Source organism: Candidatus Bathyarchaeota archaeon (genome assembly GCA_026014735.1).
GTDB lineage: Archaea > Thermoproteota > Bathyarchaeia > Bathyarchaeales > Bathycorpusculaceae > Bathycorpusculum.
Genome location: JAOZHT010000001.1, coordinates 666138 through 678932 on the forward strand (window position 1 = coordinate 666138; position 12795 = coordinate 678932).

The window sequence follows — 12795 nt, forward strand, 5'->3', positions numbered from 1 at the left end:
AGTCGTGCAGTCAGCCCCGCCTTCTCCACGATGATCCTAACTGCTGGAGTCATCGTTATGATATTGGTGGCTATGAGCTACGCTGGCAACATAATGAATTACAAGCTGGCGCAGAACGAGTTTGGCCAAACCAAACAGTTCATGCAGACTACCGCCCAGCAGCTAGATGACATCGCTTGGACGATTGGGCGCACCCAAACCGTCACGTACTCCAGCAGATTCGGGGCCCTCCAGTATAAGCCTCAAGTTCTCACCTACACCGTTAGCGTCCGCTCCAATGGGGTTTGGGATAACCAATCTCTATCCGTACAAAGCGGTATCTTACTCTATAACTTGCCCGTGAGCTCCTACTCCATGGAAGATAACTACTTCGAACGAGTTCCCTACACGGCAAGCGGAGCTTTTCTGCTATTCGGATCCTCTATGCCCGTCGCACAGGTTTTCTGCATAGAGAAGCTATCGATGAATGATGGCAGTTACCTCAGAGTCGCATTAGTCCCCACTATGAGGGTGCTTTCCGCCACTGGCGCCAACGGACAGAACTACCTTAAATTTTATTTGCCTAACCTTGCTGAGGCAAGCCGCTCCCACGGCTCCCAAGCCCTAACCTTGACGGGTGATGGCATATCGAAGATGACGCGTAGCGGCGTTGACTGCGTAGTCTTAACTGTAACTTATCCGCAGGCGGCTTCGCTTGGATTTAACCGCGAATTCTTCAACTTTGATTCTTCCTCAATTATCTTGGATTCATCATCTACACCTGCAGTTACCTCAAATTCGGTTGTAGAGATCTATGTTGGCAATGTGCAGATGACAATCGGAGCGTCTTGAGCATGCGGGAGGCAAAGGCTTGGCTCATATAACAATCGAGTACATGATTATGGTTCCGCTGCTTATTTTGCAGATTTTCCTCTTCCCCCTAGTCGCAACCGCCGTCATGGACAACTACACAGACTCCCGCCGCAGTATGCAGCTACAGGAAACCGCCTCGCATCTAGCAAGCACGATTCAACAACTCTACTACACCATCAACCATGCCTCCATGAATGGCTCTTTAACTATCAACGTTGATTTACCCTACACGATAGAGCAGTACTCCTATGGGGTAACGCTGACTCATTCCGCGGCGTTTAGCGGCGGATATAAGGTTATGAACGTAACGCTGAGCTTTCATTCAGCTGGCGGCTCAGCTTCCACGCTGGTAACACTAGGAAACAACGTAGACTGGCAGCCCATCGCCTTCAACAGCACCCAAACTAACCTCTGTTTGACGGCCTCCAAAACCGCGGATAGCATCGAGCTAAGCATCGGAGGCAGCTAGAATGGCAAACGCCACAATGGACCATATGCTTTCTCTGGTCATCTTTATAGCGGCTTTGCTTGTGTTCATTGGACTCTTCGGTAACACCATCCAAACCGGCATCGCGTATCAGCAGCACACGGCACTCTCCACCAAAACCAGCGATCTACTCGACACAATGCTGCTTAACCCCGGCTTACCAGTCACTTGGTCCATGCGTGACGATGCGCCCGTAGGCTTTGGGCTGCAGGACCCCGAATTTAGCCAGTATAAACTCAGCTCCTACTCTCCTATTCGTCTCGCCAGCAATACGCAGTCGGTGTATTACTCCGCGACCGGCAGCTACTATGGTAATCTTACCGCTGGTTTCGGCAGCTGCCTCCTTGTTCCCGAAGCCAAGACACTTAGCTACTCTGATGCGTCGAAGCTTTTAGGCATTAATGGCACCTATGGTTTTCAACTTAAACTCAATCCAACGGTAACGGTCGATATTGAAAAGATCAGTACGGGTTCTCCTCTGCGCTTTGAGGTTAGCGCATCCGGGACCGGGTTTGTGATGGCACAAGCCAATATCACCTACAGCCTAATTCTGGTTAATTCCGTGGGCGATTATCCTTCCTACTCAATTATAAGCAACAGCACCCAGGCGGATTCTGCGGGATATGCAACCATCTCGTTTAGTGGTGTTAACGGCGAAACCCGCGGCTATGCACTCATAGTCTACAGTTACCTCTATGGACTTAAGGGCATGGGCTACTACGTGCATACGCCAGCTGGCTCCATCGATTCTGTCGTGCCCCTGGTGGATAGTTTTGTAAACCGCACTATCCGCTTAGCCCACAGCAGTTCAGTAGGTAACATCCAAAACCCCATCTATCCTCCGCTTCGCTACAACAGCACCTTCGCAATCCTGACTGAAGAATACACGCTGCGCCAAGTTGTCCTAGACCAGCCCAGCGCCAAAGGAGAACTCGACGCCAGCCACCAATACAGCGCAGTGGCGGTGCCCGACAACGCAGGCATCCTAATCGTAGCCTACAAGGACGCATCTACCGGCGATTGCGGGGTGGTTTTGGCGCCCTGGGGTCTAGGCGCAATTTCATATCCAGTGACCTTCGGCGGCGACCCCACCGGGCAAACCTGGGTTACAACTGACATACGCCAAGTCACCATCGGCGGCTTAGCCTATCAGGCGCAGCTGGCGCTGTGGAACCTGCAGGGGGCGGTTGTATGATCCGCACCGTCGAGGTCCTTTTTGTCATAATTATCCTTTCAGGCGCCTTCATCGCCGCAAGCTACTTCGCTGTTTTGCCTTCCCCCCGGGAGGTCTCTCCCATTAACTTGAGGCGGCTCTCTTTTACTACTCTTCAGATGCTTGACACGGACTTTGACCTCAGCCGCGCTACCTTCGAAACCGACGACCCCCAGATTTGGGGACGGTTGCAGGTGGCTTTGGCTGCTTCGTTGCCGCCCAACATCGTCTATAACCTGACTGTCTACGACATAAACGACCAAGGAGGAGAACTCTACCAGTACGTGGACTCCTTCTCCAACGCCCAAGGCCTTGCTGCAACAAACGACGTTTCCTCATACACTGTGGCTTCTTCAAACGTGACCTTCAACGTGACACCGCAGAAAATCGGTGAAGGCAGCGGCAGCACCCTGTATATTCTCAACTGCAGTGACGCCAACGGCTGGTGGATTACTGGCTACACGGCATATACGCTGGCGCAGGACCTGTACGATTTGCTTTCGCCCTACTTTGTGAACACTGTTATGGTGCAGAGTACAAGCCAGCTTGGTCAACTCTTAAGCGGTTCGGCGCTGGGAAATGAATCCTTGAGGAATGCGGTGATAATTAACACCTTCGGAGAAGCTGTGCCGATACCAACATCCTACTGTGTTGCCCCCTACAGCCAAAACAACTATGCTTACTACAGCTATTATCTGGGGCAGCGGGTTAACCAGTACAATTGGACCTGGGCAAGCATAGTAGGATACCCCTTCTACTACGTTAGCAACACGGTGACGTTCGAGAATCAACAGAACGAATGGGGCATATATGGTATGAAAAGAACTGAAGGCGTCGGCGTAATAGCGTTTCTAAGAGGCTTAGATAGCCAAACTTACAGTACGACTGGAACAGCTGTTGATAGCACTTCTAGGCAGGCTGCCCTTTCTCAAACAGCTTTAGATGCCTGCAACTACTATGGGATCTATCCGTCCGCAAGTCAAACGGCCACCCGAACGGTTGTGGCATCTGTCCTTACAAATTATCATCTTTCATTGGGCATAAACATACTTAACCCGATATCTGCTAGTGGCTCAACCTACTATCCCGGCAGCCTCTATACCCACGGCACTGCCACAATCACGGGGTCATTTCTGGCGCTGGGTCTCACCCGAACCCCCGATATCCGCATAACCGCCCTGGGGCTTCTATCCTACTATCATCCCAGAGTCTACGCCTCTGAATACACCGCAACGGGCACATCACGCATGGTCGTGCTGCAGCTGGGTTTGGCAGGAGGCGCCTAAATGAACCAGAAAGGCCAGTTCTCCGTTATCGCCGCGCTGCTGGTTGCGGTTGTCCTAGTCGCCGCAGTCGTTACCACCTACTCCGCCATCCGCTACGGAAACTCGCAGGAGCAGCCGCAGATCCTAAGCGCCATAGACGAAACCAACCTTGGAATTAAAGAAATCCTGGGGTTCACTGTGGGCTATTATGGTTCAGTGCTTAAAGTCACGGGCAACAACACCTACGCCAAGCAACTCGCCACCAGTTATCTCAAAAGCGGCTTAGATAACATAGGCGATGTTCGGCCCGAATGGGGCGCCGTCTTCAAATTAACAAACCTAGAGCTTTCAGCAAGCTGGTTTACTAACAACAGCTACAGCCAAGGCAGCCTAAACGTAAACTACAATCTCACCGGGCTGGGAATTAAAGGGATAAGCTATGCAACCTCAACGCGGCTAAATGTGCAGCTCCAGACCTCCTCCAGCACAACCCAAGCCCAACTGATCATTCTCCGAGATGAGGCTGAACCGCTTATTAATCTGGGCAAATCAAACCTCAAACTCTACAGCTACAACTACCAAACCTCATCTTGGAACCTAACTGCCCCCGCCAGCATAGCCTCCTACGCCAACGGCACCTACGTGCTGGACTTGCCCTCAGGTGTAGATGGCAGCGGCTATATCCTTCAAGTCGAGGATTCGCGCGGACTTATGGTGGTTGCAGCCTCCTACACAAAATTAACCTCCACATTAACATGGAACAGTAGCGCCTACCGCCAAGGCGTAGATTACGTTGACGTGGCAAATCAGAATATCGTTGGCTCCCACAGCAACTTTGCGGCGCAGCAGAGTGGCCCCGACGGCGTTTATGACACTTTAACGGAGCAGGCGTCTGGTATGGCTTCGCTTAACTACTACCCCGTGAGCGTTAATTTGCTGGGGTCAACCAAGATCAGCCAGAGTTCAGGCAACATAACTGTCGATACGCAGAGTAACGACGGCAGCTACCTGTATCTTCGCTCGTATCCCTCGGCGTTTTCTTCGCAAACAAGCACTTTAGGATACACAACAAAAGGGGCTTCTACCCAAAATATTGAGGATACAATAACGGGTTCAATGTTTTCCTCTGATACTGGTGGGCAACTTCAATCCATCAGTGTTTATCTTTATTCAACCGCTGGGTCTAACCGAAACGCCAAAGTCGCAATTTACTCTGCTTCAGACGATGCTTTAGTTGCAGGCAGCGGTTCACAAACTGTCTATCCGGGCGACAACGGCTGGGTAACCTTCAGCTTCAGTAACCCAAAACCGGTGCTAACCGCTAACACAAACTATGTTTTGGTAGCTTGGTCTAGCAGTGGAAGTGGAAGCGTGAACATATATTATAACAGCGGTTCAAGCAATCAGGGATATTCAGATTCAGAAACTTTTGGTACCTGGCCTAACCCGGACCCTAACCTTACTCCCTATACATCGAGGCGATACAGCATCTACTGCACCTACACCTTAGCCACTCAGTACACGGTGCAAGCTGAGTTAATGGGCAACTCTGATTCCATTAGCTGGCAGCAGCTAACATGGGCGGTAGACAGCGCCGTATCCGCCGGCACCGCAAGCTGCACCCTAAAACTCTACAACAGCGCAACAGGAACATATCCCTCAAGCGGCGACGGCTACCTATCTGCCTCACTGGGCACCAGCGATAACCTTCAAACCCAAACCATCACCACCAACCCCACCAACTACCGCAACGCAACAACCGGCTGGAAAATACTATTAACCGCCCAGAACACCTCCGCCAGCCCATTTGACCTAAAAATAGACTTGACACGCCTCACCAGCCAGTTCCCTAACTATGCAGTTAACCTCCAGGAACAGTGGCTTTCGGTGAACGCTTCGATCCTCCGTCAGGCGCTTTGCATAAAAACAGGCAGCCTTGGCTCTGAGCCGTTGCTTGTGCAGGTTCTGCGTGGCGGCTCCTGGACCACGGTGATGACGCTTGTGCCTAACTACTTCAACAACGTTTCGCTGGCAGGGTACATAGATTCCTCGACGTTAACGATTCGTTTTGTAGGCAGCAACGATGCCGCCGATCCAGCGCCGGATAGCTACCAAATTGACTGTGTCTACATAAAGGATGAACCCGACATCGCCTATTTCATCCGCAACCAACAATCCAGCTTTACCCTTGAGGTCCTTCAGAATGGTACTATGCGTTGGCTGGGGCAGAACCTGGAGGTAACCACCCATACCCTGCCTATGCCGCCTATAGCCGTTAAAACAATACATGTTAACCAAACCATAGGCGGTGTAAGCCGCGAGGTGCCCTTCCAAATCGAGGACTGGGCATCCAACTACCAGATTCCACTGGGCTTAACCGCCAACACCACCGTGTTTAGCAACCGCCAGATGTTAGTGTTTCAACTGAACAGCTCAATAACTGATTTCACGATTTGGTGGGGTGGAATCGACGCTTCAAATCAAACAGCTATGGCATACATAAACAGGTACTTCAGCGATACAGACACCACTTTAAACAACAGTAATATACGTTTGCAGTTTGGAACCACTGGTTTTGTTTTAACTTCAACTGCTGGAACTGTAACCACCACTTCAACTCTGATGAGGATTAACGGTCAAAGCGACACTACGGATCCAGAATACGCCTACGTGATAACGAATGGTACAGTTAGGGATATTGTTCTTGGAGAAGCAGAATACAGCGGCGGCATCACTAACTGTTCAAACACCTACACGAGCATAATTATCACACTGCCTGCGGGGGTCACATACTACACCTACCAAGCCAGGTTGATGTTCCAAGAAACGACTCGTGCAAGAAACATCTCAGATTTGTGTCCAGTAAGAGTATCGACCAGTATCAGTTCACCGCAAACTCAAACCGAAAACGGCACACTCGCAGGCTTTCCAATTCTTGATAATTCCACTACAGCCTTCCTAAACTATACAAGCAGCGGGTGGACACCGCATCACTTTAGTCAACTCACAAACGGCGTAAAAGGCACAGGATTAATCTTTACAGACACCGCCAATCAGAGACTATACAGTTTTAACGCCTTTAGCGGAAGCACATCTAGGGGCTCGATCAGGACTAGCACCAACTTGATTGAATTGCTACCCGTTAGTTCGTCGCGTGTTGACTTCAAATATGCTTACGACATTACTTGGGTGGGTGCTGTGGCGACTTTCGATGGTACAACACCAATCTGCAGCCTCTATCAGGACACAACGCCTATGGGGCTCTGGATTTTAGCGGAGTACCCGCCGACGTTAACGGTGACGCCTAGGAGCTAGCGCTGTTAGGTTTTGAAGTTACCGACAAAATCTTATATGAACCAACTCATAAGCTACCTGTAAAAGAGGAGGAGCAACGCATAGAAACCCTGCAGGCAGTTCTGATGGCGTCAAGCATCGCTGTTTCCTTAGCGGTGCTCATTTACGCATCATGGCGGGACTATGTGTGCCGAGAAGTAAGCAACAAGGTCTGGGCAATCTACGCGCCCATAGCATTGGCGTTAACCCTGCCTGAACTGGTGCTCTTCGACTCCAGCCAACTGCTCCTCTACGGCATATGCTTCGCCGTAACATCCGGCATCGCCCTGCTGCTTTTCTACACCGGCGGATTCGGTGGCGCAGACTCCAAAGCCTTCATGTGCATCGCTCTTGCCTTGCCGTTTGCGCCAATCGCCCTCTTTACACCCATGATTGCCGACGCCATCTCGCCCCAGTCAACGGTGATTTTTCCCCTAACCATATTCAGTAACTCAGTGTTGTTTGCTGCTGCAAGCGGCGTGTATATGGTGCTGCGAAACATCATTTGGCACCGAAAAAACAAAACGACCCTGTTCGCGGGGTCGCTGGCTTCTGAGTCATGGGGCAAAAAAATCCTTATCCTCCTAACGGGATACAAGATGACGGTGGATAGCCTTAAGGATAAATGGCACATCTTCCCCATGGAAGACATCGATGACCAGGACACAGAAAAAAACCGGCGCTTAGTCGTGGTTCCAAGAGATGAGGGCCGGGACAAAATCGTGGAGCGACTCTCCGACGCGACAGAAGCGGGCAAAATCGACGGTTATATCTGGGCTACGCCGGGGTTGCCTATGCTGATTTTCGTTACGTTGGGATTAATTGTGGCGCTGGTTTTCGGCGATGTCGTTTGGCTTTTGGTGCGGCTGCTGATCGGCTGAGCTTACTGCAACATGTGTTTGGTTTTTTTCTGGTAGGAAACCGAGGCGGTAACCATTGAGACTGAGCCGACCCCAACGAAGGCAAGTGCGAGTCCCCTGTATGGGGAAGCCGCTGTTAAGCTTAATGCGGCGTCGGCGGGTTGGTAAGTATAGAAGAACATCGCTGCAGCAAACAATGCGATGGATAAAGCCAGTAGGCAAACTTCAACTTTAAACTTCAATTGCCACATCCTCCTCCTCTACGAGCTAACATTCATCAACAAAAGCTTATTTTAGCTTTTTGGAAGATACATCTAGGAGCCTCGGTATGTCTACAGCGTGCAAACATGAACTTGAAAATTTCCTATCTCAGTCCACGCAGAAAGAATGCGCCGTAGTGGTTGCGCCGGATTTTTTTCTCGACCGCCTCATTAACCTGCCTTGGACTGCATCGGAGTTCTCCGGTTTAGTGGCGAAGGTTACTCTGCGCAAGGGCGGCAGCTTAGACGGGATACCCCAAAGCGACCTTAAGGGCGGAAACGCCATAAACGTGGCTTCGGCGCTTGCCCGCTTAGGTGTCTCCGTGACGCCGATTGTATGCACCAGCCACCATGGGCTAGAGAGAATCAGATACTACTTCAAGCATAACCCAATCAACCTCGACCACATCAAAATCCGCGAGAAAGCCTCCATAACTACTGCGCTGGAGTTCAATGAGCAAGAAGGAAAAACAAACGTTATGCTCCGAGAGTTAGGCAGCTTAGCGGATTTCGGGCCTATTGACCTCGAAGAATCTGACTATGAGCTTTTGGAGACGGCGGATTATGTGTGTCTCTTTAATTGGGCGGGTACGCTTAGGCATGGCACGGAGCTTGCGGAATCCGTTTTTGGGCGTGCTAAGCGGGGCAGAGCCAAGACGTTCTGCGACACCGCCGACCCCACCCCCAACAGGCACGGTATAGCTGACTTGATAGCAAATGTGCTTAAAACCTCCAAAATCGACATTCTGAGCCTAAACGAGAACGAAGCAGTCACCTACGCAAGCTTTCTTGATTCCGAATTCGCTTCAAAGCGTATGCGGCTGGGCGTTGCGGAGCTGGCAATGGATGCAGCGCGGATTTTAGCCGCTCACTTCTCGGCACGCATCGACCTGCATACCACAGCCTTCTCTGCCAGCATTAAAGGCGGAAGCGAAGTTGTGGTGCCCACATTTAAAGTTAAAGCGTTGCGTGCAACAGGCGCTGGCGACTCTTGGTGTGCAGGCAACCTCTTAGGCGACCACAGCAACCTTTCCGATGAATGCCGCCTGATGTTGGCCAACGCGGTTTCCGCCTGCTACCTCTCAGGCGAGGACGGCATGCACGCCACCAAAGAAAAGCTGTTGGGCTTCCTAAAGGCACAGGTCTAGCGCAGTTATTTAAGCGGTAAATGCTTTTCTATAGTCGTGAGTTAGCTTGCTTGAAATTAGCATCCCTGAATTTGGGCACCTGCAACTTCGATACCTCGTGCTAGATTACAATGGCACCCTTGGGTTCGACGGAAAACTATCCTCTGAGGTTAAAGAGAAGTTGACGAAGTTGTCTGAGAAACTTAAAATCCACGTTTTAACCGCCGATACCTTCGGTACTGCCCGCTCCGAGCTAACGGATGTGCCATGCGAAGTGCATGTTATAGTGGACGCAGAGCAGGATGAGCAAAAAGAACTCTACGTTCACGGCCTTGGCGCCATGGAAGTGGTGGCCTATGGGAATGGGCGAAATGACAGGCGCATGCTCAACGCGGCAGGGCTGGGCATCGCTGTCTTGGGCAGGGAGGGTTGTGCGGTGGATGCGTTGCAGGCGGCGGATGTTTGCATATTCGATATTGTGGATGGTTTAGATCTGCTGCTAAATCCCACTAGGCTCAAAGCCACCCTTAAAATCTAAGTTGCCCAAACCGTTTTAAGGTAACTTGCCCTTTAACCATGAATTGATAGGTGAATTCAGTGGCTAAACTATTCGGCAGTTCAGGAGTACGTGGATTAGCAAACGTTGAATTAACCCCTGCTTTGGCCTGTAAGGTGGCATCGGCAGTGGCCACCCACGCGAAGGCGAAGCGGGCGGTTGTGGCTAAGGACACACGGGTGTCAGGGGACATGATTGAATCCGCTTTGGTCGCGGGCTTGGTTAGCTGCGGCGTGGAGGTTTCTCTTTTGGGGATGGTGCCTACGCCCGTCTGCGCATACGCCACTAAAGCGCTGGGCGCCGACGTTGGCTTCATGATTACTGCCTCTCATAATCCGCCCCAGTACAACGGAATTAAAGTCTTCGATTCCCAAGGGCTCTCCTACGCGGACGCTGATCAAGATGCCGTGGAAAAAATTGTTGCGGCTGGAAAATACCGTTTGGCGGATTGGCGTCAACTTGGATCTACCCAAGCCGTAGATGCCGTGGATATTTACCTTAAGATGGCGCAGGAAGCAGTCCAGCTTAAAAAGGCCTGGCGGGTAGTGGTTGACCCCGGATGCGGCGCCGCCTTCGATATTGGGCCCTCTTTACTTGGGGCGCTGGGCTGCAAAGTAACCGCTCTTAACGCTCAGCCCGACGGGCATTTTCCTGCCCGCAAATCCGAGCCCAACGCAGAAACCCTAAAGGACCTCTCATCCACAGTAAAGGCGCTTGGCGCTGACATTGGTATTGCATTCGACGGCGACGCTGACCGCGTGGCTTTTGTAGACGAGCATGGGGTGTTTGTGAATTTTGACCGCTCCCTAGCTGCTTATGGCGCATACCTTCTGAAGCGCAGGGGCGGGGGAGTAATTGTGACGACGATTGAGGCTTCTATGGCGGTGGAGACGATGGCGCAGAAATACGCTGGCAAAGTCATGCGGACCAGAGTCGGCGACATCTACGTTTCTGAAGTAATCAACCGCGATGGCGCAGTCTTCGGCGGCGAACCCTGCGGCGCCTGGATACAGCCTCAACTCCACCTCTGCCCCGACGGCCCCCTCTCAGCAGCCATGTTCTTGTTGGCGTTGGAGGCTGAGGGCAAAACTGTATCGGAATTCGTCGGAGAAGTGCCCGAGTACATAACCAAGCGGGTGAATTTCACCGTTAAAAACGACCAGAAGCACCGGTTGATCAATAAGCTGGGCGAGCAGTTAAAAGCGGCTTTCCCTGCCTACATTGATTTCTCGACGGTGGATGGCGCACGGCTGGCGCTGAAAGAGGGTTGGCTGCTGGTTCGGGCTTCAGGAACCGAGCCGCTTATTCGCTTAACCGTTGAGGGTGAATCTGCGGCGGCGGCGAAAGATATAACCGCCGAGGCAACAGCACTAATACAGAAGATGATTGAGGCATAACCATGAAAGCGGTACTTTTAGCGGCGGGTGCAGGCGAGCGGCTCCAGCCCATAACGGCAACTCGTCCAAAACACATAATCAAAGTCGGCGGCAAACCGATTCTGCAGTTCTGTCTTGAAGCAGTTAAGGCAGCAGGTATAGAGGAAGCCATAATCATCACGCATTACATGGGAGACGTAATCCGAAGCTACTTCGGCGACGGTGAAGCGCTGGGACTCAAACTCTGCTATGTGGAGCAACCCCAGATTTTGGGCACAGGCAACGCTGCAGCCATCGCTGAGCCCCATCTCGATGGCGACTTTGTGCTGATCTACGGTGATTTGCTTTTTGGGCAAACCGCAGTTAAGGAGGTGCTTTCAAAATTCAAGGCGGGCCAGACAGCTGCAGTGATGGCTGTTGTGCCTGTGGAGCATCCGGAAAGCTACGGCATAATCGAGCAGACTCCCGATGGACACGTTAAACGTATAGTCGAAAAACCCGCAACTGGAAAAGCGCCCTCAAACCTTGCCAACGCAGGCATATATGTTTTCAGCAAACAGGTTTTCGACAAAATCAAGCAGACTAAAGCCTCCGTGCGGGGCGAATGGGAACTCACCGACGCCATAACCATGCTTGCCGAAGAAGGCAAAACCGTGCTGGCGGCACAGCTCCGCAAGGAGGACTGGTTTGATGTGGGCCGACCCTGGGATCTGCTGGATGCTAACGTTTGGGCGCTTGGCCGCATGAATCACCGCCTCCTAGGGACCGTTGAGCCGGGCGCGCATCTATTCGGGCCCGTGACAGTTGCGCGGACAGCGAGGATACGCAGTGGAGTCTACATCGAAGGACCAGCCTTCATCGATGAAGAAGCCGATGTTGGACCCAACTGCTATATTCGAAGCGGAACAAGCTTGGGCAAAAAAACACGCGTCGGAAATGCCTGCGAAATCAAAAACTGCCTCATCATGGACGGCACCCACATTGGGCACCTCAGCTACGTCGGCGACAGCGTTTTAGGCGAAAAATGCAACCTCGGCGCAGGCACCATAACCGCTAATCTGCGCTTCGATGATGGACAAGTCAAGATGGCGATTAAGGACAAGGTGGTGGATAGTGGGCGGCGCAAACTCGGCATGATTTTAGGGGACGGAGTGAAGACGGGTATCAAAGCTTCCTTTATGCCTGGAGTCAAGGTTGGCGCTGGCACCTGGGTGGGAGCGAACGTGATGGTGGAACGCGATTTGCCTGCTGGACAGGTGGTTCTGTTAAAGCAGTCCACTGAGGTGAAGCCTCGCATTCGGGCAAAATAATTATATGATTTTCTTTCTTTCATGCGAAGCAAATATCGTTGGTTTTTTGGAATTACCGCTTTTTTTCATTAAAAAACATCTTTAACTTGGTTTTTGAGGGAAAAGCCTAAATAGTTACTCATCCGAGCCACCTATTGAGGGTTTGGAGTGCAGTTA

The 12795-nt window shown here is 51.6% G+C and carries 11 protein-coding genes; 10 read left to right on the plus strand and 1 reads right to left on the minus strand.

What is annotated here, in order from left to right; translation table 11 throughout:
- The first annotated feature begins 30 nt into the window (after window positions 1-30).
- From NWE93_03445 to NWE93_03470, 6 genes are all read left to right on the plus strand, one after another.
- Window positions 31-831 (plus strand): hypothetical protein, encoded by an 801-nt coding sequence (locus tag NWE93_03445; GenBank protein MCW3999273.1) that lies wholly within the window; start codon window positions 31-33, stop codon window positions 829-831.
- A gap of 19 nt (window positions 832-850) precedes the next feature.
- On the plus strand, window positions 851-1321 hold the full coding sequence (locus NWE93_03450) for a hypothetical protein (protein ID MCW3999274.1): 471 nt from the start codon (window positions 851-853) through the stop codon (window positions 1319-1321).
- A 1-nt stretch (window position 1322) separates the two neighbouring features.
- Window positions 1323-2534 carry a hypothetical protein gene (locus NWE93_03455; protein MCW3999275.1) on the plus strand — a complete coding sequence of 404 codons (1212 nt, stop codon included), beginning with the start codon at window positions 1323-1325 and terminating at the stop codon, window positions 2532-2534.
- A complete protein-coding gene (locus NWE93_03460; GenBank protein ID MCW3999276.1) occupies window positions 2531-3838 on the plus strand; it encodes a hypothetical protein in 1308 nt (435 codons plus the stop codon). The genes NWE93_03455 and NWE93_03460 overlap by 4 nt, the downstream gene beginning before the upstream one ends.
- A complete protein-coding gene (locus NWE93_03465) occupies window positions 3839-7132 on the plus strand; it encodes a hypothetical protein (protein MCW3999277.1) in 3294 nt (1097 codons plus the stop codon).
- Window positions 7133-7236: 104 nt separating this feature from the next.
- The gene (locus NWE93_03470; protein ID MCW3999278.1) at window positions 7237-8031 is read left to right on the plus strand and encodes a prepilin peptidase; all 795 of its coding nucleotides are present in this window, start codon (window positions 7237-7239) and stop codon (window positions 8029-8031) included.
- A 2-nt stretch (window positions 8032-8033) separates the two neighbouring features.
- Here the strand turns inward: NWE93_03470 and NWE93_03475 are convergent, their stop codons facing one another.
- The gene (locus NWE93_03475) at window positions 8034-8252 is read right to left on the minus strand and encodes a hypothetical protein (GenBank protein MCW3999279.1); all 219 of its coding nucleotides are present in this window, start codon (window positions 8250-8252) and stop codon (window positions 8034-8036) included.
- Window positions 8253-8338: 86 nt separating this feature from the next.
- On the opposite strand from NWE93_03475, the gene NWE93_03480 reads away from it, so the two are divergent.
- Genes NWE93_03480 through NWE93_03495 form a run of 4 tightly spaced genes read left to right on the plus strand, consistent with a single transcriptional unit; the run spans window position 8339 to window position 12639 of the window.
- On the plus strand, window positions 8339-9418 hold the full coding sequence (locus tag NWE93_03480) for a carbohydrate kinase family protein (protein ID MCW3999280.1): 1080 nt from the start codon (window positions 8339-8341) through the stop codon (window positions 9416-9418).
- 46 nt (window positions 9419-9464) lie between these two features.
- Entirely contained in the window at window positions 9465-9935 is a 471-nt protein-coding gene (locus NWE93_03485) for an ATPase P (GenBank protein MCW3999281.1), read from the plus strand.
- 59 nt (window positions 9936-9994) lie between these two features.
- The gene (gene glmM / locus NWE93_03490) at window positions 9995-11350 is read left to right on the plus strand and encodes a phosphoglucosamine mutase (GenBank protein ID MCW3999282.1); all 1356 of its coding nucleotides are present in this window, start codon (window positions 9995-9997) and stop codon (window positions 11348-11350) included.
- A gap of 2 nt (window positions 11351-11352) precedes the next feature.
- On the plus strand, window positions 11353-12639 hold the full coding sequence (locus NWE93_03495) for a sugar phosphate nucleotidyltransferase (protein ID MCW3999283.1): 1287 nt from the start codon (window positions 11353-11355) through the stop codon (window positions 12637-12639).
- The last annotated feature ends 156 nt before the right edge of the window (window positions 12640-12795 follow it).

Coding starts and splice junctions, on each gene's coding strand:
- NWE93_03465 (MCW3999277.1), top strand. CDS start 3,839: ATGAACCAGAAAGGCCAGTTCTCCGTTATCGCCGCGCTGCTGGTTGCG.
- NWE93_03495 (MCW3999283.1), top strand. CDS start 11,353: ATGAAAGCGGTACTTTTAGCGGCGGGTGCAGGCGAGCGGCTCCAGCCC.
- NWE93_03460 (MCW3999276.1), top strand. CDS start 2,531: ATGATCCGCACCGTCGAGGTCCTTTTTGTCATAATTATCCTTTCAGGC.
- NWE93_03445 (MCW3999273.1), top strand. CDS start 31: ATGATCCTAACTGCTGGAGTCATCGTTATGATATTGGTGGCTATGAGC.
- NWE93_03480 (MCW3999280.1), top strand. CDS start 8,339: ATGTCTACAGCGTGCAAACATGAACTTGAAAATTTCCTATCTCAGTCC.
- NWE93_03470 (MCW3999278.1), top strand. CDS start 7,237: ATGGCGTCAAGCATCGCTGTTTCCTTAGCGGTGCTCATTTACGCATCA.
- NWE93_03455 (MCW3999275.1), top strand. CDS start 1,323: ATGGCAAACGCCACAATGGACCATATGCTTTCTCTGGTCATCTTTATA.